The sequence below is a fragment of the Embleya sp. NPDC020886 genome (assembly GCF_044333915.1).
Taxonomy (GTDB): Bacteria; Actinomycetota; Actinomycetes; order Streptomycetales; family Streptomycetaceae; genus Embleya.
The window spans coordinates 229,732-255,802 of sequence record NZ_JBIRRX010000008.1 but is presented as its reverse complement, the minus strand read 5'-3'; the positions used below and the strand labels follow the sequence as shown (position 1 = coordinate 255,802).

Genomic DNA, 26,071 nt, shown 5'->3' with positions numbered 1-26,071 from the left:
GGTGGATCCGGGGTGCTTTCGAGCTTACGTCCGCGACCGCGACGGGCGGCGCGGACGTCCACCATGCGACCCGTCGCCGGCCTGTTCGGATCCGCCCGAAGGCCACCCGACCCGGCCGCGCTCAGCCGCTCAGGTGGCGCTGGAGGATCGGCGCGAGCCGGTCGATCAGCTCGGCCGACGACGTCGAGGCGATCGGCTCCAGCCCCAGCACGTAGCGGGTGAGCGCGACGCCCAGGAGTTGACTCGCGCACAGATTCGCCCGCAGTGCCCCGTCGTCGCCGCCGATCCCCTCGGCCAGACGTGTGGTCAGTTCGGCGCCGACGAACTCGCGAAACGCCGGGTTGCCCCCGTCGGAGACCGCGGTGCGCAGGATGGCCAGCAGCCGCGGACCGGTGTCCGGGTGGTCCCACAGCGTCACGAACGACTCGGCCAGCCGCTCGCCGGCCTGCTCGACGCCCGCCGCGAACACCCGGGCGACCAGCGCCTCGGGCTCCAGCGGCAGGTCCATCGCGGCGATGAAGACCCGGTCCTTGGGGCCGAAGTAGTGGTGCACGAGCGCCGGATCCACCCCTGCGGCGCGGGCGATCGCGCGCACCGAGGCACCGGCGTAGCCGCGCGCGGCGAACTCGACCCGGGCCGCGCCCAGGATGCCCTCGCGCGTCGCCGAGGCGTCACCGCGCCGGCCGGGCGGTCGGCCCGGACCACGCCGCGAGCCGGCGGTTCGTGCCTCAGCCATGCCGCCGCTCCACCCCGGCCTCGGCCGCCAGGTGCAGCCGGGTGTACGCGAGCGCCTCGGCCAGATCCGCCTCGCGTTCGGCGCGCGAAGCGGCTCGGCGGGTGTTGACCTCCAGCACGATGGCCCCGGCGAACGAGGTGCGCGCGAGGTGTTCGAGCAGTTCCGCGCACGGTTGGGTGCCGCGGCCGGGCACCAGGTGTTCGTCCTTGAGCGAACCGCTGCCGTCGGCCAGGTGCACGTGCCCGAGCCGGTCGCCCATCCGGGCCAGCATGTCCAGCGCGTCCGAGCGCGAGGTCGCGGTGTGCGACAGGTCGAGGGTGAAGTGCCGGTAGTCCTCGTCGGAGGGATCCCAGTCCGGCGCGTACGCCGCGACCTCCTTGTCCCGGTAGCGCAGCGGGAACATGTTCTCCACCGCGAACAGCACGTCGGTCTCCCCCGCCATGCGATCGATGCCGCGCACGAAGTCGCGGGCATAGCTGCGCTGCCAACGAAACGGCGGATGCACCACGACGGTCTTCGCGCCGAGCCGCTCGGCCGCGTCCCGCGCGCGCACCAGCTTGGTCCACGGGTCCGTCCCCCACACCCGCTGGGTGATCAGCAGGCAGGGCGCGTGCACGGACACGATCGGCACGCCGTGGTGATCGGACAACCGGCGCAGCGCCTCGACGTCCTGGCTCACCGGGTCGGTCGAGACCATGACCTCGATCCCGTCGTAGCCCAGCCGGGCCGCGATCTCGAAACCGTCGGCGGTGGACTCCGGGTAGACGGACGCGGTGGACAGGGCGATCTTCGCGTCCGGCACGCGCAACACCGCGTCGGGCACGCGCGGAACCGCGTCCGGCACCCGCGCCTCGGACGTGTCGGCCCCCGTACCGTTGAGTATGTCGTGGTCGTCCACGTCGCCCAGAGTAGAACCATCGGCCGCCGACCCGGCGGTATCCCACACATCGGTGCGGGTGATCCGGGTGGCGGCCGAGGCATCCGAGTGAACGCACGACCCGGGCCGGACCGGGCCTAGTCCATCCAGTCCAGCCGACGCAGGATGATCCCCTCGCGCAGCGCCCACGGGCACACTTCCAGCGCGTTCACGTTGAACAGGTCCAACGCCGCGTCGGCCACTATCGCGCCCGCGACCAGTTGCGGGGCCCGGCCCACGGACACCCCCGGCAGGGCGGCCCGCTCGCTCGCGGTCATCGCCGCGAGCCGGGGCAGCCAGTCGGCCAGCCCGGCCCGGCTGAGCGAGCGCTTGACGTAGGGGCCCTCGCCCGAGGACGGCGCGCCGGCGATCCGGGCCAATTGCTTGAACGTCTTGGACGTGGCCACCACGTGGTCGGGCCGACCGAGCCGGCTGAACTCGGCGACCGTCCGGGCGATCTCCGCGCGTACGTGCTTGCGCAGCACCCGCATCTCGTCCGGCGAGGGCGGGTCGGTGTGCAGCCAGGACCGGGTCAGCCGACCCGCGCCCAGCGGCAGCGAGGCCGCCGCGTCCGGCTCCTCGTCCACGCCGGCCGCGATCTCCAGCGAGCCGCCGCCGATGTCGAGCACCAACAGGCGTCCGGAGGACCAGCCGAACCAGCGGCGCACCGCCAGGAAGGTCAGCCGGGCCTCGTCGGCGCCGGTGAGCACCTGGAGGTCCACGCCGGTCTCGCGGCGCACCCGATCGAGCACCGCCTCGGAGTTGGCCGCCTCGCGCACCGCGGACGTGGCGAACGGCAGCAGGTCCTCGACGCCCTTGTCCTCGGCCACCTCCAGGGCGGCGGCCATCGTCCGGACCAGCAGATCGACCCCCTGTGGGGCGATGCTGCCGTCCGGCTCCAAGAGCTCCGCCAGGCGCAGTTCGCGCTTGTGCGAGTAGGCAGGAAGGGGCCGAGCACCCTGATGGGCGTCGACCACGAGCAGGTGGACCGTATTGGAGCCCACGTCGAGAACACCGAGTCGCATGGTCACGAAGGTAATCCGTCGCCCCCGGCGCGCGAGCGGGGGCGTTCCCTCGGTTGCCACACCTTTGCCCGACGGATCACCCGGCGCCGAGCCCTACCCTTGTCCCGTGCCTGAGGTAGACCTGGATTTTCCGCGTGCTTGGTTCGAGTTCCCCGACCCCGATGACGCCGATCAGCTCTTTCGCTGCGACCTGACCTGGCTGACCTCGCGTTGGCAGTGCATCTTCGGCGCCGGTTGCCACGGCGTCGTGGCCGGCCGCGCGCCGGACGGGTGCTGCTCGCTGGGCGCGCACTGGTCGGACGAGGACGACGAGACGCGGGTGCTGACGTGGGCCGAACGGCTGACGCCGCAGACCTGGCAGTTCCACGACCTGGCCATGGAGCAGGGCGTCAGCGAGTTCGAGGACGGCGACAAGCGCACGCGCCTGGTCGACGGAGCGTGCGTGTTCCTGAACCGGCCCGGGTTCGCCGGCGGCGCCGGCTGTTCGCTGCACGCCCTCGCGCTGCGCGAGGGTGTGCACCCGCTGGAGACCAAGCCGGACGTGTGCTGGCAGTTGCCGGTGCGCCGGACGTACGACTGGATCGACCGCCCGGACGAGACCCGCGTGCTGATGGTGACGATCGGCGAGTACGACCGCCGAGGCTGGGGCCCCGGCGGCCACGACCTGCACTGGTGGTGCACCGGGAGCACCGAGGCCCACGGGGCGGGCGAGCCGGTGTACGAGTCCTATGGGCCCGAACTTCGCGAATTGATGGGCGCGGCGGCTTACGCGGTCTTGGTCACGGCTTGTGAGGCCAGGTTGGCGGGTGGGCGGGTGGTTGCACCGCATCCGGCGGATCCGGGCTGAGGGTGTTGGGGGGCGGCTGGGGGCTCGGCCCGTCGGACTCATCCCGTTGGCTTCTGGGTGGGACGGGTCGGGGGCGGGGTCGTGGGTGGGGTGGAGGGGGTTGGGGTGCCTGTGGTGCCTGTGGTGCCGTCGATGGTGATTACCGTGGCGCCGGGGGCGATCAGGACCTTGGCTGTCCAGGAGCCGTGTGGGGCTCGTTTCGGATCGACCGAGACGGTGATGGTGTCTTGTTGGCCCGGGGCCAGCGTGCCGTGGGTGGGGGTTGTTCGTAGCCAGGGCGCTGACGGGTGGACCTGCCAGTCGATCGGGGTGGAGTCGATGTTGCGCAGTGTGATGAGGGTGTGGTCGCCGGTGTGGGTGGCGGTGACCAGTAGGGGCTGGGGTGTGGGCGGCGGCAGCGGGATGATGCCGGGCGCGACGACCTCGGACGCGCGCGAGGCGGGGGCCGCCGCGGAGGGGGGCGGGGCGAAGCCGTGGGCGTGTGGTGCTCCCGAGGCGGCGGGGCTGCCCGTCGTGGTCGGCGACCTGGCCGGCTCGATGGGAGGCGAGGCGACCGCGCGACCGCTCGGGCTCTCCACCCGCGCGGAGGCGATGGTGACCACCCTGATGTCCGACTCGCCGGCGGATCCGCCCGATGCCTGCCACAACGCCAGCGCGGGCGCGGCGACCACCGCGGCCACCACGACCGCCGCGATCACCGTGGCCCGGCGGCGATTGCCCCGCTCGACCACGCCGGCCCGAAAGACCGGGAAGCCGGCCCGGTCGAACTCGGCGACCCGCCGGGCGATCTCCGGCGGCCGCTGGGCCGAGCGCCCCTTGCCGACCTCGCCCAGCACCTCGATCCGCAGTGCCGCCGGCGGCGCGATCAGCGCGAGCCCGACCGGCACCGCCGCCGCGCCCGTGGTCGGCGCCAGGTAGGTCACCGCGCGGCGCACCTGCGGTCCGCACCGCCGACACGTCTCGACGTGCCCGATCAGGCGCTCGCGCAGCATGGAGGTGAGCCGCCCGGTGGCCAGCTCCTGGCCCTCGGGGCAGTCGGCCGAGGTCTCCGCGCCCGCGATCGCCGCCCGGGTCCGGTCCACCTCCCGGCCGGCCGCCAAGAGCAGGCTGCGCGCGTGCTGTTCGTCGCAACCGAGGACGGCGGCCAGGCCGCGCGGGGCGAGCCCGTGCCGGACGGACAGTTCGAGCGCCTCGCGCTGCTCCGGCACCAGCCCCACCGCGTCCGGCCAGGCCAGTTCGTCCAGGTCGCCGCGCCGGGCCGGAGTCCGCCCCGCCTCGGTGCCGGGGAACAGGTCGGCGTCCGCGGCCAGCGGCGGCAGGCTGCGCTCGTGCGCCCACACCACCCGCACGTCCTCGGGCCGCGCGGGCCCGGTGCCCACCCGCACGTGTGCGTCCAGCCGGACCAGGCACTCGTACCGGGCGAGCGCGTACAACCACGGTTTGAGCAGATCCAGGTCGGGGAGCCGGCCGATGTGACGATCGGCCAGCACGAAGGTGCTGCGCAGCGACTCCGCCGCCGCCTGGTGATCGCGAAGCACCGAGAGGCAGTAGGTGTAGAGCCCTTCGGCGTAGGCGTCGTAGGCGGCGCGTCCCCACGAGAGCACCGCGGTGGGGGACGCGAAGCGAGGAGCCCCTCCGGGGGCGGTTGCCGGGCCGGTTACCGAATCCGTCACGCTCGTGAACGTAGGTGTCCGAGACCCGTCGACTCAGGCGATTTGCACTTTCATACGCCTTTCGAGGTCGACAATCATACTTTCGAGTGAATGTCCGTCACCTTTGGCCGAATTCGTTCATCGAACATCCACGCGATCGACGGCCCAACGCACCACGAGCGAAGCACCCGTCGGATTCGCCGTGAGGGTTACCGCCCTCGTGGCAGCCGGTGCCTTGTCGGAATTCGCCGAGATCGTGATCGATATCGACTGGCCATTGGCCAGCGTCCCCGATTTCGGACTCACCGTGAGCCAATCATTTTCCGACATGGCCACGGTCCACGTCACCGGTCCACCGGTGGCGGTGAGCCGGACGGTCCGCGTGGCACCGGCCGCGTCGAGGTCCACCGAGGCGAGAGACCACGCGAGCGTGCCCCGCGGCGCCGGATTGCCCTGTGTCCCCTCCACCGACCGCGGCCGGGTCACCGGCACCGCGGCCGCCGACACGGGGCCGGCCGCCGTGGGCTTGGCGCTCCTGGTGCCGCGGGTGGTCGGCTTCGCGCTGCCCACACGCGTACTCGGCGCCGCCGAGGTCGGCCTCGACGTGGCGACACCGGGCAGGTGCGAGGCAGCCGTGGACGGATGCACGACCACCGGCTGTTCCGGCAACCGGGCCGGGCCCCGCGCGACCGGCGAGCCCGCGTCCCCGTCGCCCGGTCGCACCACCACGGCCAGGCCGAGCGCCAGCGCCACGACCACCGCACCCGCCAGCACGACCGGCACCCGCGAACGCGGCCGGCCCATCCCCTTGGGGAAGCCGCTCCGATCGACCGGCTCCGCGCCGTCCCAGCCACCCGCACCCGCCGGCCCGGCCGCGAGCAACTCGGTCCGAATCGAGTACGGCGCCGCGGCCGGGAGCGCGGCGGCCAACACCGCCCGCGCGTCCACCTCCCCCGGTCGCAACACCAGGCAGTCCGGGCACGAGTCGACGTGCAGGTACAAAGGCGGGCGCAGCGACGCGTCCACCGCCGCACCCGCGTCCGGCAGCAGCAGCGCGAGTTCGGGGCAGTCCCGGCGCGCGTGGGTGGCCACCGCGTAGACCGCGAGCGCGTGCTCGAACTGCTCCCGGGCACGGGCCGGCACGCGTTCCACCCGCCGCTCGGACAGCGCCAGCACATCGGCCAGTTCCCGATCCCGCAGACGATGCCGCACGGACAGGTCCAGCACGATGCGCTCGACCTCGTCCACCGCCCACAGCGCGTACGGCACCAGCGGCACCAGTCGTTCCCGATCGGGCACGCTCCAGGACGCGCCGCCCGCGGCCAACACCTGCCGGACCACGCCCGGGCCGGGCCGGTCGGCCGCCGTACGGGCACACTCGGCCCGGGCCAGTGCGTACAGCAGCGCCCGGGCCCGGCCCGGCTCGCGCAGCACCCGGATGCGCTCGGGCGCCGCCGCCAGCGTCGCGCGCACCGCCCGCGCCGCGACCCCCGGCCCGTAGCCCAGCGCCACGCAGAACCCGAACAGGGCGTCGCCGTGCACGTCGTACAACGCGACGGCGTCGGGCACCGCGCCCGTCACGTCCGTCGTACCGGATCCCTGCCCCGCAACGTCCCCACCCGCCATGCCGCCTCACGGTAGGGAGAACGCCCCATGGTCACCATCTCTTTGCCGGCTCGGTGACAGGATCAAGACATTCCGACCATGATCGATCGGCGGCCGGCGATCGATGTCGGCGCGGGCCGTTAACGTTCCTGGCATGGCCAGGACCACCACGAAGGATCGCCCGTCGTACCGCTGCACCGAATGCGGCTGGACCGGGCCGAAATGGCTGGGCCGCTGCAACGAGTGCCACGCCTGGGGCACGGTCGAGGAGTTCGGCGCGCCCAAGGCCCGTTCGATCGTCGCCGGCCCGGTCACCACCGCCGCGCTGCCGATCGGCCGGATCGACGTCCAGACGGCCAAGTTCCGCTCCACCGGCGTCGAGGAGCTGGACCGCGTGCTCGGCGGCGGCCTGGTCCCGGGCGCGGTCGTGCTGCTCGCGGGCGAGCCCGGCGTCGGCAAGTCCACCCTGCTGCTGGACGTGGCCAGCAAGTCCGCCTCGCCCGCCGGGCGCACGCTCTACATCACCGGTGAGGAGTCCGCCGCCCAGGTCCGCCTGCGCGCGGGCCGGATCGGCGCGCTCAACGAAGAGCTCTACCTCGCCGCCGAAACCGACCTCGCCGCGCTGATCGGCCATGTCGACGCGGTCAAACCCGCGCTGCTCGTGGTCGACTCGGTGCAGACCATCGCCTCGCCCGCGATCGACGGCGCACCCGGCGGCGTGTCCCAGATCCGCGAGGTCACCGGCGCGCTGATCCGCATCGCCAAGGAACGCAACATCGCCACCGTCCTGGTCGGCCACGTCACCAAGGACGGCTCGATCGCCGGCCCGCGCCTGTTGGAACACCTGGTCGACGTCGTGCTGCACTTCGAGGGCGACCGACACGCCCGACTGCGCCTGGTCCGCGCGATCAAGAACCGCTACGGCACGGCGGACGAGGTCGGCTGCTTCGAGCTGCACGACGAGGGCATCACCGGCCTGACCGACCCCAGCGGCCTGTTCCTGACCCAGCGCCAGGAGCCGGTCTCCGGCACGTGCGTCACGGTGACCCTGGAGGGCAAGCGCCCGCTCGTGGTCGAGGTGCAGGCGTTGGTGGCGCCGTCCCAGATCCCCACCCCGCGCCGGGCCACCTCGGGGCTCGACTCGGCCCGGATGGGCATGGTGCTCGCGGTCCTGGAGCGGCGCGGCGGGGTGCGCCTGGAGAAGACCGAGATCTACACCGCCACCGTCGGCGGCGTGAAGCTCACCGAGCCGGCCGCCGACCTGGCCGCGGCCCTCGCGCTCGCGGGCGCCGCCGCCGACCACCCGCTGCCGTCCAAGCTGGTCGCCATCGGCGAGGTCGGCCTCGCCGGCGAGATCCGCCGGGCCACCGGCGTGCAGCGCCGACTCGCCGAGGCGTTCCGGCTCGGCTTCACCCACGCGCTGGTGCCGCCGGACCCGGGCAAGATCCCCAAGGGCATGAAGGTGATCGAGGTGGCCGACATCCGCGAGGCGTTGCGCGCGTTCAACCTGGTCTCGCAGCGCGAGCGCAAGTCCGACCGCGAGTGAACGAGCCCGCCGCGGCCCGCCCGGAGCGGACGTCCAGGGGACGCCGGCGGGACGGTTTCCGCACCGTCCGACAACTTTCCGTGCCCCGTGGAGTGACCAAGCGTCGCCTCGGAGATACTCGACAAGCGGAACGGCATGCGCGACCTGTGCCGAAACACGGCTTCGGGCCGGATAAGGCGACCGGTCGGCGGCCGGGAGGCACTAGACTTTTCCACCGATCTTCCGACGTAGCGGCCGACCTGTGTCGACCGCAGGTCCTGAGGCGCTCCCGGCCGTGCATACCGGAGCAAATGCCCGGGTGACGGCCGATGGCCGGCCGAGGATGGCAACGACCACGGGGAGTTCTGTGGCTACGAATGACCGGACCGACAAGGGCACGAGTGCCGACGCGGCCCTCGTGAGGGCCGCGCTGCAATCCGTGGCCCCGGGCACCGCCCTGCGCGACGGCCTGGAGCGCATTCTGCGGGGCAACACGGGCGGCCTGATCGTGCTTGGTTTCGACAAGACGGTGGAGGCGCTGTCCACGGGCGGCTTCGTGCTCGACGTCGAGTTCTCCGCGACCCGACTGCGCGAGCTGTGCAAGCTCGACGGCGGGGTCGTGGTCGACCGCGAGTGCACGAAGATCGTCCGGGCGGGCGTCCAACTCGTCCCGGACCCGTCGATCCCGACGGAGGAGACCGGCACCCGACACCGCACCGCCGAGCGGGTCAACAAACAGACCGGCTTCCCGGTGGTCTCGGTGAGCCAGTCCATGCGCCTGATCGCGCTCTACGTCAACGGCAGGCGACACGTGCTGGAGGACTCGGCGGCGATCCTGTCCCGGGCCAACCAGGCGTTGGCCACCCTGGAGCGGTACAAGCTCCGGCTCGACGAGGTGTCCGGCACGCTGTCCGCGCTGGAGATCGAGGACCTGGTCACCGTGCGGGACGTGTGCGCGGTGTCCCAGCGGCTGGAGATGGTGCGCCTGATCGCCCGCGAGATCGACGGCTACGTCACCGAGTTGGGCGTCGACGGCCGGCTGCTCTCGCTGCAACTCGAAGAGTTGATCGCGGGCGTCGAGGACGACCGCAAGCTGGTCGCCCGCGACTACGTGCCCGAGCGGGCGATCAAGCGTGGCCGCACCGAGGCCGACGTGCTCGCCGAGCTCGACGGTCTCGCGCACGCGGATCTGCTCGACCTGCAGACGGTGGCCCGCGCGCTCGGCTTCACGTCGGGCCACGAGGTGCTCGACTCCGCGGTCAGCCCGCGCGGCTACCGACTGCTCGCCAAGGTCCCCCGGCTGCCACCCGTGGTGATCGAGCGGCTCGTGGAGCACTTCGGCGGCCTGCAGAAGCTGCTCGCGGCCAGCGTCGACGACCTCCAGGCCGTGGACGGCGTCGGCGAGGCGCGGGCGCGCAGCGTGCGTGAGGGCCTGTCCCGACTCGCCGAGTCCTCGATCCTGGAGCGCTACGTGTAAGAGCGGTCGCACGACACGAGAAGGGCCCCGGCGCGTGCGCCGGGGCCCTTCTCGTGGTCGAACGCGGGTCGTCCCGCTACTTGCCCACCGTCGCGGTGAACACGAACTCGCCGGACGGCTCCAGGCCCGCCAGCGTGCCCTTGGCGCGGTAGGCGGCCTTGTCCGCGGGGGCGGCCTTGGTCTGCCCGCCGTTGGTGGCGCACTGTCCGGCGTTGGAGCGGGTCCAGGACCAGTCGCGGGTGATCGAGACGGCCTGCGCGTCGCCCTGCTGCAACTGGCGCACGTCGGTGGCCGCACCGGCGGCGCAGTCGGCCGAGCTCCACAGCCGGTCGTTGCCGGAGAGCACCTCGATGTAGGCGTGGCCCGGCGCGAGGTCGACGAAGCAGGTGGGGCCGGTCTGGTTGGTGACGATCAGCTTGAGCGCCACGTTCTGCGAGGCGTTGTACGCGCTCTTGCCCGACTCCACCGGCTGGATCTGCACCCGGATCATGCTCGGCGTGCACCAGGTGCCACCGGCCGGCGCGGCCTTGCCGCCTCCGGGCGTGGTGCCGCCGCTGCCGGCCGTGCCGCCGGGCTGTCCGGCGCTCTGGCCCGCCTGCCCGCCGGTCTGGCCGGACGTGCCCGCCGACGCACCGGAGGTGCCCGCCCCGGGCGTGCCGGAACCACCGCCCGGGATCGGCGGATTGGCGCCGTTGGTCGGGTTGGGCCCCGGCGTGATGGCGCTCGGATCGGGCGAAGCCGTTCCGGTCGCGATCGGCTTCTTGTCCGAGGCGTTCTTCTTGTCGTCGGAGTCCCCACCGGCAGTGCATGCCCAGGCCACCAGCGCGATCAACAGCGCGAGGGCGAGCAGCACGAAGACCCGCCGTCGCCAATACACGGTTGACGGCAGGTGACCCACGGGACGGCGCATCGAGTCCACGGGCAAACTCTAGGGGAGATCGTTACGCCGTCCGGTGTAGCCACACCGTCCGAAGCGTTGGAATTTCGTGGCGTGTCGCGACCGAAGAAGCCCTGGTCGCAGGCTTATTCCGGCATTTGCGGGCAGAAGCCACCGTCACTCGCCCGAGTGATCCGCCGTAACGTGCGAGGATCGGGGAGAGATGTCACACGCACTGCACGAGCCGATCCTCGACTGGTACTCGGCCAATCAACGCGATCTGCCCTGGCGCACCCCCGACGCATCCGCGTGGGCGGTGGTGGTCAGCGAGTTCATGCTGCAACAGACCCCCGTGGCGCGGGTGTTGCCGGTCTACCGGGCCTGGTTGACCCGCTGGCCCACGCCGGCCGCGCTGGCCGCCGACGAGCCGGGCGAGGCGGTGCGGATGTGGGGCCGACTCGGCTACCCGCGCCGCGCGCTGCGGCTGCACGGCGCGGCCGTCGCGATGGTCGAGCGCCACGCCGGCGATGTCCCGTCCGCACACGCCGATCTGCTGGCCCTGCCGGGCGTCGGCGAGTACACCGCCGCGGCCGTCGCCTCGTTCGCGTTCCGGCAACGGCACATCGTGCTGGACACCAACGTGCGCCGAGTGATCGGGCGGGCGGTCACCGGCGTCGAGTACCCGCCGCAGGCCACCACGCCGGCCGAGCGGCGCACCGCGACCACGCTGCTGCCCGCCGACACGGAACGCGCCGCGACCTGGGCGGTGGCGATCATGGAACTCGGCGCGCTGGTGTGCACCGCGAAGTCGCCCAAGTGCGTGGGTTGTCCGATCGCCGCACTGTGCGCCTGGCGGCTGGCGGGCAAGCCCGCGTACGAGGGCCCGCCCCGACGCGGCCAGACCTACGCGGGTACCGACCGCCAGGTCCGCGGCCGCCTGCTCGCGGTGCTGCGGGAAAGTGCCGAACCGGTGTCCCAGGCCGCGTTGGACGCGGTATGGGACGAGCCCGTCCAACGCGCACGGGCACTGGACGGGCTGGTCGCGGACGGGCTGGTCGAGCCGTTGGCGGCGGGCGTGTACCGGTTGCCCGCCGGCCCGCTCAGCGGCAGTACTTCTTCTCCGCCTCGATCGGATTCGTCGGAATCCGCATCGAGTTCCGTTCCGGCGACCCGATGAGGTTCTTCCAGAATCGCGATACCGACATGGGCTCGCGGGTCGCTTCCTGAAGTTCGCGAATACCGCCGCAGTTCAATGCCCGCCGGGCCGCCTCGACCTTGGCCGGATCGACATTGCGCAGGTCCAGTGGGGTACCCGGCTGGGTGAAGTCGGCCAGAATCCATTCGATGTAGGTCAGCTTGTCGTGCCCGGACCGGGTCCGATAGTCGAGGTCCAGGTGTGCGCCGAGCGGATTCGCCAGGCCGAAGATGTCGATCGCCAGACCCGAGGTCGGCACCAGCACCGCGGGTTGCCCGAGCGCGCCGTAGACCACCGAGTCGGTGATCGGGACGTGGTACTTGAGCGGCGCGGAGCGGAAGTCGAAGTTCAACATCCAGAACTTGTCGGGCTCGTGGTAGTAGGTCAGGTAGACGAACTGCGCACCGGGCGTCGCGGCGTCCTTCTTCCACTCGACGCCCACGCCCTCCAGCCGCTTCACGAACGCGTCCCGATAGGACTTCGCGGTGACCGGGTTCCGCTCGCCGGTCCAGGTCACGTACCACGAGCGGGTGTCCTCGATGTTCTGCGGACCGAAGCCCTGGTACGGCACCCGCATCGAGGCCGCGCAGACCACCGACCACACGGCCAGCCCCGCCGCGGTGCTCGCGTACAGCCGCTGCAACGGCAACACCAGCACCGGCAGCAGGAACGCGAACGTGCCGGGCAGCAGCAGCCGGGCGTGCATGAAGTCGCCGCCGACCACGATCACATAGCCGAGCAACACGCTGCCCACGACCAGCGCGGTCGCGGTCAGCACCCGGATCCGGTAGCGCTCGAAGTCGCCGACCGAACGGCCCACGGTGACCAACAGACCGACCGCCACCACGGTGAGCAGCAGCGGCGCCCAGATGTTGTACGGGCTCGCGTAGTCCTCGAAGTAGGTCCAGCCGCGACCGATGTCGGTCTTGGTGCCCTCCTTGGCTATCGCCGTATTGGGCAACAGGACGCCGTAGTAGCCCATCCGGAAGATCTGGTAGAGCACCGGGAGCAGGCCGCCGCACAACGCGAGCAGGGCCAGCCGCTTCGGGGTCGGCCGCAGCAGCAACCACGCCGCAACGGCGAACACGATCGTGCCCAACGCGAGGTCGGGCCGCACCAGCACGCCCATGCCGAGCGCGAACGAGGTCCACGCCTGGCGGGCGAGGGAGCTGTCCCGGTCCAGCCGGGCCAACAGCGTCCAACTCGTGCCCAGCCAGACGAAGATCAGCCCCATCTCCAGACCGGACGTGGCGAAGTCCCAGAACGGCGGCAGTGCGGCGATCACCAACGCCCCGGCGGGCAGCGGCCACCCGCCGCCCGGGAGATCGCGGTACAGCCGCCGGGTGCCCATCGTGGCGATCGCCAGACCGACCACCGCGCACAGCAGTGAGCCGTAGACCGCGACGGCGACCAGATCGATCCCGGTCACCCCGCCGACCAGCGCGAGCAACCACGGCCACAACGTGGACGTGGCCGCCTCGGCCCGCTCGCCGACATTGAAGTTGGGCCCGTTCCCGTCCAGGATCTGCTGCGAGACCCGCACGAAGATCAGTCCGTCGTCACCGATCCAGCGGCGCCGGAAGGCGGCCAGTCCGAGCAACAGCGCCGGAACCAGCACGACGGCCAGGGCCCATCCGGTCCGCGCGTCCGGCCGATACCACGGTCTTTTTCGCGACATTTCGGGATCGGTATTCCCCGTGACCTCGGTCGCATTATTTTCGACCAAGGCGCTTTCTACGCCCATCGCCCTGCTCCCGAGCTGTTGTCGTCCCGCACACCGATCGGCCGCAATAATATCATCGTTGAAATAGTCGATCGAATTGCCCCTCATGATCGTTCGACAATTCGATCGAAAACTGTATCGCCAAGCCGCGCAGCGCGTGACATTTCGGCAATAATTCTTTTCCAACGTAACGAAACCACCGGGCAAAAGCATTGCAATGCGCGCCCCGGCGACCCCGATCCCGACCACCGCACCCTGCGGGCGACGACGCCCCCGACGCTCCGCCGTGCCCGCCCCACGCGCACTCCCGCACCCGACCCGACAACCTTTGCGTCCCGAATCCCGGCGCCGGGCGCACGGCCCGCGAATACTGGGTGTACACGCGCCCACTACGGAACGCGATACGGCTCGATCGCGGGCGCACACCGATCGAAGGGGGACCCGGTGACGGAGGAAGTCGGACATCACGAGTCCGCGGCGGGCGACGCGATCCGATGCATGGGTTGCCAGGGCACCGGCCTGGACACCTCCGGCCGGGTGTACCGCAGTCGGCATCGCGAGGTGTCGACGATCTGGGCCGGCACCCGCTGCCCGCACTGCCGAGGCACCGGCTGGCTGCACAACGGCCCCACCGACCCACCGGAAGGCTCCCTCGGCGGCCCCTGGCGCACCGGCAGGTGACCGGCTAGCCCCTGTCCGACGAGACGGGTCGCAGGTAGCGGCGGAAGCCCCGAGCCGGGCTCTCGAAGCCGCAGGCCCGGTAGAACTCGTGTGCCTCGGCGTTGTCCGCGGCCAGGATTTGCAGCTTGTAGCACCCCGAGTCGGCGGCCAGCGTGCCTGCCGCGGCCAACAACCGGCGACCGATCCCCAGCCTGCGACGCGCCGCCGCCACCACGACGTTCTCCACGAACATGATCGAGTGCCCGCCTCGGGTGAGATTGGGCAACACCACGCAGTCGGCGGTGCCGACGACGGTCCCGTCCAGATCCGCGACCAGCACCGTACGACCGCGCTGCGTGGCGATGTCCGCCCAGATCAGGTGTGCGTCCTCGATCGGCAGTGGCACATCGCGGGGATGGAACTCGGCGTAGAGCGCGAGCACCCCGGACAAGTCCCGAGCCGTCGCCGGGCGGATCGTCATGGTCATGCCGAGAGCCTACAAATCCCGACCGGCCCACCCCGGGATACGCGCCGGCCCGACTCCTGCGCGAGGTTGCCGCGAACAGCCCGAACAGTGCGCTCGATATCCGGTCGAGCGCCGCCCGTCACTCACCCACTCGGGTGAATCCGGCCGGCCCCGCCGCAGGTCGGCACCGGTTGCATTCCCGCTGATGACAGCGCCGCGACGGGCACCGGACGGACACCGTCCCGGCCGCCTCCGGTTGTCCCCTCGGCCGATTCGCCGTCTGCTGGTGAGCGGAGCTCCCACACGACGACCGCCATGTCGCGACACCCTCGCCGCGACGCCGGGAACAGGAGCGTTGGCTCGTGAAGACGAATGTCACTCCACAGGAACTGATCGGCCGCAAGATCGTCGATTCCGAAGGCAACAAGATCGGGACCATCGGCCAGGTGTACCTGGACGACCGCACCGGCGAGCCGGAGTGGGTCACCGTCAAGACCGGCATGTTCGGCGGACGCGAGAGCTTCGTGCCCCTGGGTCCGGCCGACATGCAGGGCGACGACCTCCGGGTGCCGTTCGACAAGGAGCTCGTCAAGGAGGCGCCGAGCCTGGGCACCGACGAGCACCTCTCGCCGGAGGAAGAGGCTCGCCTCTACCGCCACTACAGCGTCACGCCGTCCGGCGGCATGACCCGCACCGAGACCGCCCGAGGCACCGGGACCGACACCGGCACCGCCGCGGCTGCCGGAGCCGCCGGTACCGCGGGAGCGGCCGGGGCGGCCGGCACCCACCGGCGCGAGGACATGTCCAAGTCGCAGCTCGCGGGCTCGGACGACGGCTTCGAGGAGCTGACCGGCAAGCACGATCCGTCGGTGCGCACCAACGACCCGCCGGCGGCGAGCGCGGCGGCCGGGATGGCCGGCACCGCGACGCACGATCGGCCGGCGATGGGGCCGGACTCCAAGGCGGGCATGGCGACCTCGGCCCCGACCCGCATGCCCGCGGCCGGCACCGCCACGGGCACCGGCATGGGCACGGGCACCGCCCGGACCACGTCGACGTCCGGCGCGGCCGGTACCGACAACGTGATGACCCGCTCCGAGGAGCGACTCGACGTGCACGTGGAGACGATCGAGACCGGGCGCGTGGCGCTGCGCAAGGTGGTCGAGACCGAGCGGGTGGAAAAGGTCGTCCCCGTGACGCACGAGGAGTGGGAGATCGTCCGCGAGCCGATCGACGGCTCCAACCGCGGCGCCGCGCTCGACGCCCCGGACATGCGCGACAGCTCGCGCGAGATGGTGCTGCACGCCGAACGGGTCGTCGTCCGCAAGGAGGTCGTCGCGGTGGAGCGCATCCGACTGGTGGCCAAGAAGGTGCAGGGCGAGCAGCGGGTGACCGAGGAGGTCCGGCGCGAACGCATCGAATTGCACGATGGGGACAAGGTGCAGGTCCTCGACGGCAAGGGCGAGCGACCGGACAAGAACAAGCACGGCTAGGCCCGCTCCGCTCCGCTTCCCGCGAAGCCCCCGATCGCCCCCGGCTCATCCCTCCGAGGGCGGCCGGGGGCTTCGCCCCGTGTCGGGCGGACGATCGGCGCGGCCACGGGAAACCGGTGGAAAATCAGCGGCAAATCACCCCTTCCGCCCGGCGTTACTCGCCAGTAGGGTCCGAGGCATGGACCTCACGGTGTTCGCCGTTCCGGTCTTCACCCTTCTCCTGGTCGTCGAGTGGGTGTCGTACCGATTCGCCCCCGACGACAACGAGCGCGGGTACGCGGTGAAGGACACCGCGACGAGCCTGACCATGGGCCTCGGCAGCCTGGCGGTCGGGCTCGGTTGGGGGCTGCTCACCGTGCTTGCCTGGGACGGGCTGCACGAGCTGACCCCGCTGCGGCTGGGGTACACGTGGTGGGCCTGGGCGCTGGTGATCCTCGGCGTGGACTTCTTCTACTACTGGGAACATCGCGCCGGACACGAGATCCGGTTGTTGTGGGCCAGTCATGTCGTGCACCACTCCAGCCGGCACTACAACCTCTCCACCGCACTGCGCCAGACCTGGACCGGGGCGCACCACATCGTGTTCATCGGGCCGATGTTGCTGCTCGGTTTCCCGCCGGCCATGGTGATCACGTCCTTCTCGATCAACCTGCTGTACCAGTTCTGGATCCACACCGAGCGGATCGACAAGCTCTGGAAGCCGATCGAGTACGTCTTCAACACGCCCTCCCACCACCGCGTGCACCACGGTTCGAACCGGCAATACCTGGACCGCAACTACGGCGGCATCCTGATCCTGTGGGACCGGCTGTTCCGCAGCTTCGAGCCCGAGGGCGAACCGGTGGACTACGGGCTCACCAAGAACATCGGCACCTACAACCCGCTGCGGGTGGCCTTCCACGAATACGCGGCCATCGCACGCGACGTCCGGGCCGCGAGCACCTGGCGGGTGCGGTTCGGCCGGGTGTTGCGCGGGCCGGGCTGGCAGCCCGCGACCGAGGCGATCGCCCCGCCCGCCGGCGCCCGGGCCGGCGCGTGAGGGCACGCGCGCTGCTCGCGGCCTACCTGACCCTGGGCGTCGCCGACACGGTTTTCGCCGCGAGTGGCGTGGACGGGCCGCGCTGGGTGAGCAAGACGCTGCTGATGCCGGTGCTGATCGCCTTCGTGTGGGTGGCGGCACGACCCGGTGCGGGGCGCGCGGGGCTGCCGATCGGCGCACTGGCGGGCGGGTTCGTCGGTGACGTCGGGCTGCTCGTGGACCACGACGCGGCCTTCATGATCGGGATGGCCGGGTTCGCGGTCGGGCACGTCTGCTACCTCCTGGCCTTTCGGCGCCTGGGCGGCACGCTTTCGCCGCGTCGGGCGCTCGGGTACCTGCTCGCGTGGGGCGCGATGATGGCGCTGGTGTGGCGCGGGCTGGACGAACTGCTGGTGCCGGTGCTCGGCTACAGCCTGCTGCTCACCGCGATGGCGGCGTACGCGGCGGGAGTGGGCCGGCGTACCGGGCTCGGCGGCGCGTTGTTCCTGCTCTCGGACGCGGTGATCGCGTTGGGCATCGCCGACGTGGACCTGGTGCCCGGTCAGGACGCGGTGGTGATGCCCACCTACGTGGCCGCCCAGTTGCTCCTCGCGCTCACCTGGGCGACCTGGCCGTTCGCGCGCCCGGACGCCGAAGAGGCGACGGATCGCTCCGCCGCCTCTTCGAGCTGAGTCGTCGCTCAGTCGGCGTGCCTCGCCGCTGCCGCGGTGTACTCCGGCTCCGGGTTCATCGCCGCGGCGAGCCGCAGATACGGCGCGGCCTCGGCGCCGCGGCCGGCCCGCTCCAGGGTCCGGCCGAGTGCGTGCGTGGCCCATGCGTCGCACGGGTCGAGCTCGACCACCCGCCGCAGCGTCGCCTCGGCCCGGCCGAGCCGGAGCGCGAGGAAATACGCCCGGCCGGCCAGTTGCTGCACGGCCACGTTGTCGCGCTCGTCCTCCAGCACCGGCTCCAGGATGCGCAGCGCGCCCAACGGGTCGCGTTGCTCGACCAGTTCCTCGGCTACTCGGTAGTTCTCCAGGGTCAGCGTCACGGTGGCTCCCTTCGCGATGCTCGTGACGGTGTCGGACACCTCGCAGAACCGCATACCCCGTCCAGGTATTCCGCAGCCGGTCGCGCGCCGGTCAGGTCCCGGGGACCAGCACCGCGCGGCCGTTGATCCGGCCGTGGTGCAGCCGGTCGTAGACGTCGGCGGCCTGGTCGAGCGGGAACTGCTCCACGTGCGCGCTCACCCCGCCGTGCCGGGCCAGCTCGATCAGCTCGATCAGTTCGGTGCGGGTGCCCCAGTAGGGCGTGCTGACCGAGCACTCGTACGGGAGCAGGCCGAAGCCGACCGGGAGGGTGCCGCCGCCGATGCCGACGATGGTCAGGTCGCCCTCCGTGGCGGCGCACTTCGCGGCCAGGTCGACGGTGGGCTGCACACCGGCGAAGTCGAGCACGAGCTGCGCGCCGAGGCCGTCGGTGGCCTCGCGGACGATCCCGGCGGCCTTGTCGTCGGACCTGATCGCCAGATGCGCACCCGAGGCGCGGGCCAGCTCCAGCTTGTCCTCGCTCACGTCCAGGGCGATCACCCGGGTCGCGGACAACGCGCGCAGGAGCTGCACGCCGATGTGGCCCAGGCCGCCGACGCCCAGGACCACGGTGGTACTGCCCGCGTAGAGCTTGTCCAGCGAGCGCTTGATCGCGTGGTACGGCGTCAGCCCGGCGTCGGTGAGCGGCACGGTCTGCACCGGATCCAGGTCACCGATCGGGACCAGGTGCCGGGCGTCGTCGATCAGCACGTAGTCGGCGAGCGCGCCCGGGGCGCCCAGGCCGGGCGGTCGGATGCCCAGCTCGCCGGCGCGCGTGCAGTAGTTCTCCTTGCCCTGCGCACAGGCGTGACAGGCACCGCAGCCCCACGGCCCGTAGACGACGACCGCGTCGCCGAGCGCGAAGCCGGTGACCCCGTCGCCGAGCGCGGCCACGATGCCGGCGCCCTCGTGGCCGAGGGTGAGCGGGGCGTCGGGACCGAAGGTTCCGGTCGGTTGACTCATCACGAAGATGTCGGAGTGACAGACACCGCCGGCGGTGACCTTCAGCAGCACCTGCCCGGGGCCCGGTTCGGGCGCGGGGATCTCCCGCACCTCGACCGGCTTGCCGAACTCGACGTATTGGACGGCCTTCATGGGTTTCTCCCTTTCCGGCGTACCGGCCCCGTGTGATACACGAGTGATGCCCGGGTGGCACGGTGGGCCGGCGACGTCAATGGTGAGGCTATTACTCACCAACCGAATGGATTACCCGGGCGGGGTATCCGCGGAGCCGCGCTACGGCGCGGTGTAGCCGCCGTCCACCAGGTGGTAACTGCCGGTCACGAAGGCGGCCCGATCGGAGAGCAGGAAGGCGACCGGCTCGGTCACCTCCTCGACCGTGCCGAGTCGGCCCATCGGGTGCAGCCTGGCCAGCGCGGCGTGCGCCTCGGCGTCGGATTCCTTCAGCAGCGGGGTCTCGATGAAGCCCGGGCCGACCGCGTTGACCCGGATCCCCTGCTGCGCGTACTCGATCGCGGCGGTCTTGGTCAGGCCCAGCACGCCGTGTTTGGCGGCCACGTAGCCGACCGCGTTCGGGAAGCCGACCGAGGACAGGATCGAGGCCATGTTGACGATCGCGCCGCCACCGGACTCCAGCATCGCCGGGATCTGGTGGCGCATCCCGTAGAAGACACCGCTCAGGTTGATCTCGATCACCTTGCGCCACCCGTCCGTCGGGTACTCGCCGGTGTGCGCGTGCGGGCCGGTGATGCCCGCGTTGTTCACCGCCAGGTGCAGCCCGCCGAACGCCTCCACCGCCGCGCGCACGAGCGCCGCGCAGGACTGCGGTTCGGCCACGTCCACCCGCATCCCCCGGGCGGTGCCGCCGGCCTCGGTGATCTCGGCGGCGACCCGGGCCGCGCCGTCGTCGTCGAGGTCGGCGACCACGACGTTCGCGCCGTCGGCGGCGAGTCGGCGGGCGATCGCGGCGCCGATGCCCGAGGCGGCTCCGGTGACGATGGCGGTCCTGGTCGCGAAGTCGGCGCTCATGCCTTCGATCCTGCGAGCGGGCGAGCGCCGGCGCCCGTCGGACGGGACCTAATGGGGGACGGCCGCGACCGGTCTCACAGGCCGTTCAGGGCCACGTCGATGCCGCGCCGGACGATGTCCGCCTTGGTCTCGTCCGGGAGATGGGCCAATTCGGTGTCCAGCAACAACACGCTCAACCCGTGCACGGCGGACCACATCACCACGTCGGAGTACTCGCGCCGTTCGGCCGGGAGACGACCGAGCACGACCAGTTCGTCCAGCGCCTGGGACATCAGCGAGTAGGACTCCTCCGATTCGTCCGGCGTGCCGGGCAGATGCCCGTCGTCCTCGCCCGCCGCCCGGGCCGCCTGCCGACGGCCGATCAGCGGCTCGCCCTCGGCGGCACCGTGGAAGATGGTCCGGAACAGGCCGGGCTCGGCGAACGCGAAGCGCACGTAGCCCAGCCCCGCCGCCCGCAGCCGACGCAGCGCCTCGTCGCCCGGATCCGCACACGGCTCGCCTGCGGCCAATTCGGCCCGCATCGTCGCCGCGAGCATCGCCAGACCGCGATCCTTGACCGCCACGACCAACTCGTGATGGTTGGCGAAGTGCCGGTAGGCGGCGGTGGAGGACACCCCCGTCGCGCGCGCCGCCTCGCGCAACACGATCGCCTGCGGGCCGCCGGCCCGGGCCCGTTCCACCGCGGCCTCGGTCAGCGCGTTGCGCAGGTCGCCGTGGTGGTATCCGCGACGACCCGAGGTGCCGGCGGCTTGCTCGCTTGCCATGGTTCTCCGTTCGATCCAGCCCCATGTTGACACTGCGCACATTCAATGCCAAGTTATCAATGCAAACATTGTTATCGCCGTCAACATGATGTCTCCGGCTCCGGCACCCGTCTCCCCACGGGCCACATGGAAGGTCGATGATCATGCTCGAACGACTAGGGGATCTCGTATTCCGCCGAGCACGCGCCGTGCTCGTGGTCGGCACGTTGTTGTTGCTCGTCTCGGCCGGGGTCGGCTTCGGTGCCTTCGGCAAGCTCCAGTCGGGCGGGTTCGACGCACCGGATTCGGCCTCCACCCGGGCCCAGGACGAGATCAAGCACACCTTCGGCGGCCGACCCAACCTGGTGGTCGAGGTCCGCGCCAAAGACGGCTCGAACGTCGACGCACCGGCCGTCGCGGAGGCCGGCCGGCGCCTCACCGCGTCCCTCGCGGCCGCCCCCGGCTTCGACCAGGTGGTCTCCTACTGGACCACCAACGCGCCCGGACTCAAGGCCGACGGGGGCCGCGGCGCACTGCTCGTCGCCCATTCGGTCGAGGACGACGTCAGCGAGTTGCCCAAGGCCGCGCAACTGCCCCCGGACAGCCCGCTCAAGGTCCGGATCGGCGGTGAAGCCTCGATCGGACCGGCCGTCAACGGACAGGTCGGCAAGAGCCTGGCGATCGCCGAGTCGATCGCGATACCGCTGACGATGCTGCTGCTCGTGCTCGCCTTCGGCAGTCTGATCGCGGCCCTGGTCCCGCTCGTGATCGGGTTCATCGCGATCATGGGCACCTTCGCCGAGTTGTTCGTTCTCGGCAGCCTGACCGACGTGTCGATCTTCTCGATCAACCTGACCACGGCCCTGGGCCTGGGCCTGGCGATCGACTACGCGCTGCTGATCGTGGCCCGACACCGCGAGTTGCTGCACGCGGGGCACGATCTGCACGACGCGGTGGTGGGCACACTGCGTACCGCCGGGCGGACCATCCTGTTCTCCGCCGCGACGGTGGCCGCCGCGCTCGCCGTACTGCTGGTCTTCCCGCAGTACTTCCTGCGCTCGTTCGCGTACGCGGGCATCGGCGTGGTGATCATCTCCGCGCTCGCCGCGCTGATCATCGCACCGGCCCTGCTGACCGTGCTCGGACCGCGCGTGGAGTCGATGCGGATCAAGGGCGTGCGAGGCGTCCAGGGCGGCGAGGCGCCGGTGTGGTCGCGGCTGGCCGGCTTCGTCACCAGGCGGCCCGCGCTCACCGCGCTGCCGGTGCTGGCGGTGCTGCTGGTGGCCGCCTCGCCGTTGCTCGGGGTCAAGTTCGGCACGCCCGACGAACGGGTCCTGCCGACGAGCACCGAGGCCCGTCAGGTCGGCGACACGCTGCGCGCGGACTACAGCCTCGACGACACCCGCTCGTTGGACGTGGTACTGCTCGGCACCGGCGCCCAGGCCCCGGTGGACGCCTACGCGGGCCGGCTCGCCGCGCTGCCGGGCGTGACCCGGGTGGACACCGCCGGGCCGGACCGGATCCGACCCGACGCGCGCCTGCTCTCGGTGATCACCACGCTGCCCGCCAAGTCGGACGCCGCCCAGGACCTGGTCCGCGACGTCCGGGCGGTCCCCGCACCGGACCGCACCGAGGCTCTGGTCGGCGGTACGGACGCGCGCCTGGTCGACACCAAGACCTCGATCGGCGACCGGCTGCCGCTCGCCTTCGGGCTGATCGTGCTCAGTACGTTCGTGCTGCTGTTCCTGTTCACCGGAAGCATCCTGCAACCGCTGCGCGCGTTGCTCCTGAACGGGATCAGCATCATGGCCGCGGTCGGCATCACCGTGTGGGTCTTCCAGGACGGGCATCTCGCCGACCTGCTCGGCTTCACCCCGCTGCCCATGGACACCTCGATGACGGTGCTGCTGTTCTGCATCGCGTTCGCGCTGTCGATGGACTACGAGGTGTTCGTGACCAGCCGGATCAAGGAACTGCACGACGCCGGGGCGTCCGACGAGGACGCGGTCCGGCAGGGGCTGGGACGCACCGGACGGATCGTCACCACCGCCGCGGCGCTGCTCGCGGTGACCTTCGTGGCGTTCCTGACCAGCAGCGTGAGCTTCCTGCAGCTCTTCGGCTTCGGTGCGGCCCTGGCGATCCTGCTGGACGCGACCCTGGTCCGGGGCGTCCTGGTGCCGGCCGCGATGCGCGTGCTGGGCCGGCACGCTTGGTACGCGCCGCGGTTCCTGCGCCGGGTGCACGCCCGGGTGGGCCTGCGCGAGTCGGCCGAGTCGGTGCCGCTGGCGCGATCCGAAGCGGCAGGCCGAGCCGACGAGCAAATCACCGACGGCGTGCACTGATCCGGCGCCGAACCGCCACGACGAAGGGGCCGCCCCCGGGAATCACTTCCCGGGGGCGGCCCCTTCGTCGTCGTGCGCGGTCTCCCGCGAACCCGACTACTCCTTGGTCAGGTTCGGGCCCGAGCCGGTCGCCTCGATGGGCGGTGCGTCCGGCAGCGGGGCCTTCTCCATGCCCTCGAAGGTGAACTGCTCGTCCTTGCCCTCACCCTCGGTGTCGACCACGATGATCGACCCGGAGCGCAGCTCGCCGTAGAGGATCTTCTCGGAGAGGTTGTCCTCGATCTGGCGCTGGATCGTCCGCCGGAGCGGACGGGCACCCAGCAGCGGGTCGTAGCCCCGCTTGGCGAGCAGTGCCTTGGCGGCGGGACGCAGCTCGATGCCCATGTCCCGGTCGCGCAGCCGCTCGTCCACCTTGGCGATCATCAGGTCGACGATCTGGATGATGTCTTCCTCGGAAAGCTGGTGGAAGACGATCGTGTCGTCGACACGGTTGAGGAACTCGGGACGGAAGTGCTGCTTCAGCTCTTCGTTGACCTTCGCCTTCATCCGGTCGTAACCGGTCTTGACGTCGGACGATCCGGAGAAACCGAGGCCGAAGCCCTTCGAGATGTCCCGCGTGCCGAGGTTGGTCGTCATGATGATGACGGTGTTCTTGAAGTCCACCACCCGACCCTGGGAATCGGTCAGTCGACCGTCCTCCAGAATCTGCAGCAGCGAGTTGAAGATGTCCGGGTGGGCCTTCTCGACCTCGTCGAACAGAACCACCGAGAAAGGCTTGCGACGGACCTTCTCGGTGAGCTGGCCACCCTCTTCGTAACCCACATATCCGGGCGGCGAACCGAACAGCCGGGAGACCGTGTGCTTCTCGGAGAACTCGCTCATGTCCAGCTGGATGAGCGCGTCCTCGTCGCCGAAGAGGAACTCGGCGAGCGTCTTGGACAGCTCGGTCTTACCGACGCCGGACGGGCCGGCGAAGATGAACGAACCACCGGGACGCTTCGGGTCCTTGAGTCCGGCGCGGGTGCGCCGAATGGCCTGGGAGAGCGCCTTGATGGCGTCCTTCTGGCCGATGACCCGCTTGTGCAGCTCGTCCTCCATGCGGAGCAGACGGGCCGACTCCTCCTCGGTCAGCTTGAAGACCGGGATGCCGGTGGCGGTCGAGAGAACCTCTGCGATCAGTTCCTCGTCGACCTCGGCCACGACGTCCATGTCGCCGGCCTTCCACTCCTTCTCCCGCTTCGCCTTGTCGGCGAGCAGCTTCTTCTCGCTGTCGCGCAGGGACGCGGCCTTCTCGAAGTCCTGCGCGTCGATCGCGGACTCCTTGTCCCGACGCACGTTGGCGATCTTCTCGTCGAACTCGCGCAGGTCCGGCGGCGCGGTCATGCGCCGGATGCGCATCCGCGAGCCGGCCTCGTCGATGAGGTCGATCGCCTTGTCCGGCAGGAACCGGTCGGAGATGTACCGGTCCGCGAGCGTCGCCGCGGCCACCAGGGCCTGGTCGGTGATCGACACGCGGTGGTGCGCCTCGTAGCGGTCGCGCAGACCCTTGAGGATCTCGATCGTGTGCGGCAGTGACGGTTCCGCGACCTGGATCGGCTGGAACCGGCGCTCGAGCGCCGCGTCCTTCTCCAGGTGCTTGCGGTATTCGTCGAGCGTGGTCGCGCCGATCGTCTGCAGCTCGCCTCGCGCCAGCATCGGCTTGAGGATGCTCGCCGCGTCGATCGCGCCTTCGGCGGCACCCGCACCGACGAGCGTGTGCAGCTCGTCGATGAACAGGATGATGTCGCCTCGGGTGCGGATCTCCTTGAGCACCTTCTTCAGCCGCTCCTCGAAGTCACCGCGGTAGCGGGAACCCGCCACCAGCGCGCCGAGGTCCAGCGTGTAGAGCTGCTTGTCCTTGAGCGTCTCGGGCACCTCGCCCTTGACGATCGCCTGGGCCAGGCCCTCGACGACGGCGGTCTTGCCGACGCCGGGCTCGCCGATCAGGACGGGGTTGTTCTTGGTGCGGCGGGACAGCACCTGCATGACCCGCTCGATTTCCTTCTCGCGCCCGATGACCGGGTCGAGCTTGCCTTCGCGCGCCGCCTGGGTCAGGTTGCGCCCGAACTGGTCGAGCACGAGGGACGTGGAAGGCGTCCCCTCCTGGCCGCTGCCGCCCGGCGCGGCGGATTCCTTGCCGGTGGAGTAGCCGGAGAGCAACTGGATGACCTGCTGGCGGACCCGGTTGAGGTCGGCGCCCAGCTTCACCAGGACCTGGGCGGCGACGCCCTCGCCCTCGCGGATCAGGCCGAGCAGGATGTGCTCGGTGCCGATGTAGTTGTGGCCGAGCTGGAGCGCCTCGCGAAGCGACAGCTCGAGGACCTTCTTCGCACGGGGCGTGAAGGGGATGTGACCGGACGGGGCCTGCTGACCCTGACCGATGATCTCCTCAACCTGCTGACGCACTGCCTCAAGCGAGATGCCGAGGCTCTCCAGGGCCTTCGCAGCGACGCCCTCACCCTCGTGGATGAGGCCGAGGAGGATGTGCTCAGTACCGATGTAGTTGTGGTTGAGCATCCGGGCCTCCTCCTGAGCCAGGACGACAACCCGCCGCGCGCGGTCGGTGAACCTCTCGAACATCGTTATCGCTCCTCAGAGCGGTCGTGCAGATCGGGGACGGTCCCCTCCCTGTCCTTCCGCATGCTAGTCCTGCAC

General features: G+C 71.1%; 22 protein-coding genes. 9 read left to right on the top strand and 13 right to left on the bottom strand.

Annotated features, from left to right (window positions below):
- Window positions 1-121 precede the first annotated feature (121 nt).
- The 3 genes from ACH4U8_RS27335 to ACH4U8_RS27325 all read right to left on the bottom strand — a co-directional run bounded on the left by ACH4U8_RS27335 (window position 122) and on the right by ACH4U8_RS27325 (window position 2,677).
- Complete coding sequence (locus ACH4U8_RS27335; RefSeq protein ID WP_395780821.1) at window positions 122-736, bottom strand: TetR family transcriptional regulator; 615 nt, start codon at window positions 734-736, stop codon at window positions 122-124.
- On the bottom strand, window positions 729-1,559 hold the full coding sequence (locus ACH4U8_RS27330) for a sugar phosphate isomerase/epimerase (protein ID WP_360313216.1): 831 nt from the start codon (window positions 1,557-1,559) through the stop codon (window positions 729-731). Before ACH4U8_RS27330 ends, ACH4U8_RS27335 begins: the two co-directional genes overlap by 8 nt.
- 191 nt (window positions 1,560-1,750) lie before the next feature.
- Window positions 1,751-2,677, bottom strand: coding sequence for a Ppx/GppA phosphatase family protein (locus ACH4U8_RS27325; RefSeq protein WP_360313125.1), 927 nt, complete (start codon window positions 2,675-2,677; stop codon window positions 1,751-1,753).
- A gap of 106 nt (window positions 2,678-2,783) precedes the next feature.
- Between ACH4U8_RS27325 and ACH4U8_RS27320 the strand changes: the two genes are divergently transcribed.
- The gene (locus ACH4U8_RS27320) at window positions 2,784-3,524 is read left to right on the top strand and encodes a hypothetical protein (RefSeq protein WP_395780819.1); all 741 of its coding nucleotides are present in this window, start codon (window positions 2,784-2,786) and stop codon (window positions 3,522-3,524) included.
- 38 nt (window positions 3,525-3,562) lie between these two features.
- Here ACH4U8_RS27320 and ACH4U8_RS27315 read toward each other — a convergent pair whose 3' ends face one another.
- Both ACH4U8_RS27315 and ACH4U8_RS27310 read right to left on the bottom strand, forming a co-directional pair.
- Window positions 3,563-5,197 (bottom strand): hypothetical protein, encoded by a 1,635-nt coding sequence (locus ACH4U8_RS27315; protein WP_395780817.1) that lies wholly within the window; start codon window positions 5,195-5,197, stop codon window positions 3,563-3,565.
- Window positions 5,198-5,314: 117 nt separating this feature from the next.
- Window positions 5,315-6,802, bottom strand: coding sequence for a hypothetical protein (locus ACH4U8_RS27310; RefSeq protein ID WP_395780815.1), 1,488 nt, complete (start codon window positions 6,800-6,802; stop codon window positions 5,315-5,317).
- Between the two features lie 133 nt (window positions 6,803-6,935).
- Here ACH4U8_RS27310 and radA point away from each other — a divergent pair, with 133 nt between their 5' ends.
- Together radA and disA are read left to right on the top strand one after the other, a co-directional pair.
- Window positions 6,936-8,327: a DNA repair protein RadA gene (gene radA / locus ACH4U8_RS27305; protein WP_360313117.1), complete on the top strand. Its 1,392-nt coding sequence runs from the start codon at window positions 6,936-6,938 to the stop codon at window positions 8,325-8,327.
- Window positions 8,328-8,673: 346 nt separating this feature from the next.
- A complete protein-coding gene (disA, locus tag ACH4U8_RS27300) occupies window positions 8,674-9,783 on the top strand; it encodes a DNA integrity scanning diadenylate cyclase DisA (protein ID WP_360313115.1) in 1,110 nt (369 codons plus the stop codon).
- 76 nt (window positions 9,784-9,859) lie between these two features.
- Here the strand turns inward: disA and ACH4U8_RS27295 are convergent, their stop codons facing one another.
- Window positions 9,860-10,702, bottom strand: coding sequence for a hypothetical protein (locus ACH4U8_RS27295; protein WP_360313113.1), 843 nt, complete (start codon window positions 10,700-10,702; stop codon window positions 9,860-9,862).
- 181 nt (window positions 10,703-10,883) lie between these two features.
- On the opposite strand from ACH4U8_RS27295, the gene ACH4U8_RS27290 reads away from it, so the two are divergent.
- Window positions 10,884-11,837, top strand: coding sequence for an A/G-specific adenine glycosylase (locus ACH4U8_RS27290; protein WP_360313111.1), 954 nt, complete (start codon window positions 10,884-10,886; stop codon window positions 11,835-11,837).
- On the opposite strand, the gene ACH4U8_RS27285 is transcribed toward ACH4U8_RS27290, so the two are convergent.
- Entirely contained in the window at window positions 11,761-13,533 is a 1,773-nt protein-coding gene (locus tag ACH4U8_RS27285) for a hypothetical protein (RefSeq protein WP_360313109.1), read from the bottom strand. The genes ACH4U8_RS27290 and ACH4U8_RS27285 overlap by 77 nt on opposite strands.
- A gap of 489 nt (window positions 13,534-14,022) precedes the next feature.
- On the opposite strand from ACH4U8_RS27285, the gene ACH4U8_RS27280 reads away from it, so the two are divergent.
- Window positions 14,023-14,259, top strand: coding sequence for a hypothetical protein (locus ACH4U8_RS27280; protein ID WP_360313108.1), 237 nt, complete (start codon window positions 14,023-14,025; stop codon window positions 14,257-14,259).
- Window positions 14,260-14,263: 4 nt separating this feature from the next.
- Here the strand turns inward: ACH4U8_RS27280 and ACH4U8_RS27275 are convergent, their stop codons facing one another.
- Window positions 14,264-14,725 (bottom strand): GNAT family N-acetyltransferase, encoded by a 462-nt coding sequence (locus ACH4U8_RS27275; RefSeq protein WP_360313106.1) that lies wholly within the window; start codon window positions 14,723-14,725, stop codon window positions 14,264-14,266.
- A 341-nt stretch (window positions 14,726-15,066) separates the two neighbouring features.
- On the opposite strand from ACH4U8_RS27275, the gene ACH4U8_RS27270 reads away from it, so the two are divergent.
- The 3 genes from ACH4U8_RS27270 to ACH4U8_RS27260 all read left to right on the top strand — a co-directional run bounded on the left by ACH4U8_RS27270 (window position 15,067) and on the right by ACH4U8_RS27260 (window position 17,907).
- Window positions 15,067-16,197, top strand: coding sequence for a DUF2382 domain-containing protein (locus ACH4U8_RS27270; RefSeq protein ID WP_395780813.1), 1,131 nt, complete (start codon window positions 15,067-15,069; stop codon window positions 16,195-16,197).
- 178 nt (window positions 16,198-16,375) lie between these two features.
- On the top strand, window positions 16,376-17,236 hold the full coding sequence (locus ACH4U8_RS27265; protein WP_360313102.1) for a sterol desaturase family protein: 861 nt from the start codon (window positions 16,376-16,378) through the stop codon (window positions 17,234-17,236).
- Complete coding sequence (locus ACH4U8_RS27260; protein WP_395780811.1) at window positions 17,233-17,907, top strand: lysoplasmalogenase; 675 nt, start codon at window positions 17,233-17,235, stop codon at window positions 17,905-17,907. Before ACH4U8_RS27265 ends, ACH4U8_RS27260 begins: the two co-directional genes overlap by 4 nt.
- 8 nt (window positions 17,908-17,915) lie before the next feature.
- Here the strand turns inward: ACH4U8_RS27260 and ACH4U8_RS27255 are convergent, their stop codons facing one another.
- The 4 genes from ACH4U8_RS27255 to ACH4U8_RS27240 form a co-directional block, all read right to left on the bottom strand.
- Window positions 17,916-18,266 carry a tetratricopeptide repeat protein gene (locus tag ACH4U8_RS27255; protein WP_395780809.1) on the bottom strand — a complete coding sequence of 117 codons (351 nt, stop codon included), beginning with the start codon at window positions 18,264-18,266 and terminating at the stop codon, window positions 17,916-17,918.
- A 91-nt stretch (window positions 18,267-18,357) separates the two neighbouring features.
- Window positions 18,358-19,398, bottom strand: coding sequence for an NAD(P)-dependent alcohol dehydrogenase (locus ACH4U8_RS27250; RefSeq protein ID WP_360313096.1), 1,041 nt, complete (start codon window positions 19,396-19,398; stop codon window positions 18,358-18,360).
- Window positions 19,399-19,539: 141 nt separating this feature from the next.
- A complete protein-coding gene (locus ACH4U8_RS27245; protein WP_379988203.1) occupies window positions 19,540-20,292 on the bottom strand; it encodes an SDR family NAD(P)-dependent oxidoreductase in 753 nt (250 codons plus the stop codon).
- Window positions 20,293-20,366: 74 nt separating this feature from the next.
- A complete protein-coding gene (locus tag ACH4U8_RS27240; protein WP_360313092.1) occupies window positions 20,367-21,056 on the bottom strand; it encodes a TetR/AcrR family transcriptional regulator in 690 nt (229 codons plus the stop codon).
- 143 nt (window positions 21,057-21,199) lie between these two features.
- On the opposite strand from ACH4U8_RS27240, the gene ACH4U8_RS27235 reads away from it, so the two are divergent.
- On the top strand, window positions 21,200-23,377 hold the full coding sequence (locus ACH4U8_RS27235) for an MMPL family transporter (protein WP_395780807.1): 2,178 nt from the start codon (window positions 21,200-21,202) through the stop codon (window positions 23,375-23,377).
- A gap of 96 nt (window positions 23,378-23,473) precedes the next feature.
- Here ACH4U8_RS27235 and ACH4U8_RS27230 read toward each other — a convergent pair whose 3' ends face one another.
- The gene (locus ACH4U8_RS27230) at window positions 23,474-25,996 is read right to left on the bottom strand and encodes an ATP-dependent Clp protease ATP-binding subunit (RefSeq protein ID WP_355542773.1); all 2,523 of its coding nucleotides are present in this window, start codon (window positions 25,994-25,996) and stop codon (window positions 23,474-23,476) included.
- Between the last annotated feature and the right edge of the window lie 75 nt (window positions 25,997-26,071).

Coding starts and splice junctions, on each gene's coding strand:
- ACH4U8_RS27310 (WP_395780815.1), bottom strand. CDS start 6,802: ATGGCGGGTGGGGACGTTGCGGGGCAGGGATCCGGTACGACGGACGTG.
- ACH4U8_RS27235 (WP_395780807.1), top strand. CDS start 21,200: ATGCTCGAACGACTAGGGGATCTCGTATTCCGCCGAGCACGCGCCGTG.
- ACH4U8_RS27325 (WP_360313125.1), bottom strand. CDS start 2,677: ATGCGACTCGGTGTTCTCGACGTGGGCTCCAATACGGTCCACCTGCTC.
- ACH4U8_RS27250 (WP_360313096.1), bottom strand. CDS start 19,398: ATGAAGGCCGTCCAATACGTCGAGTTCGGCAAGCCGGTCGAGGTGCGG.
- radA (WP_360313117.1), top strand. CDS start 6,936: ATGGCCAGGACCACCACGAAGGATCGCCCGTCGTACCGCTGCACCGAA.
- ACH4U8_RS27265 (WP_360313102.1), top strand. CDS start 16,376: ATGGACCTCACGGTGTTCGCCGTTCCGGTCTTCACCCTTCTCCTGGTC.
- ACH4U8_RS27335 (WP_395780821.1), bottom strand. CDS start 736: ATGGCTGAGGCACGAACCGCCGGCTCGCGGCGTGGTCCGGGCCGACCG.
- ACH4U8_RS27245 (WP_379988203.1), bottom strand. CDS start 20,292: ATGAGCGCCGACTTCGCGACCAGGACCGCCATCGTCACCGGAGCCGCC.
- ACH4U8_RS27285 (WP_360313109.1), bottom strand. CDS start 13,533: ATGTCGCGAAAAAGACCGTGGTATCGGCCGGACGCGCGGACCGGATGG.
- ACH4U8_RS27230 (WP_355542773.1), bottom strand. CDS start 25,996: ATGTTCGAGAGGTTCACCGACCGCGCGCGGCGGGTTGTCGTCCTGGCT.
- ACH4U8_RS27275 (WP_360313106.1), bottom strand. CDS start 14,725: ATGACCATGACGATCCGCCCGGCGACGGCTCGGGACTTGTCCGGGGTG.
- ACH4U8_RS27290 (WP_360313111.1), top strand. CDS start 10,884: ATGTCACACGCACTGCACGAGCCGATCCTCGACTGGTACTCGGCCAAT.
- ACH4U8_RS27240 (WP_360313092.1), bottom strand. CDS start 21,056: ATGGCAAGCGAGCAAGCCGCCGGCACCTCGGGTCGTCGCGGATACCAC.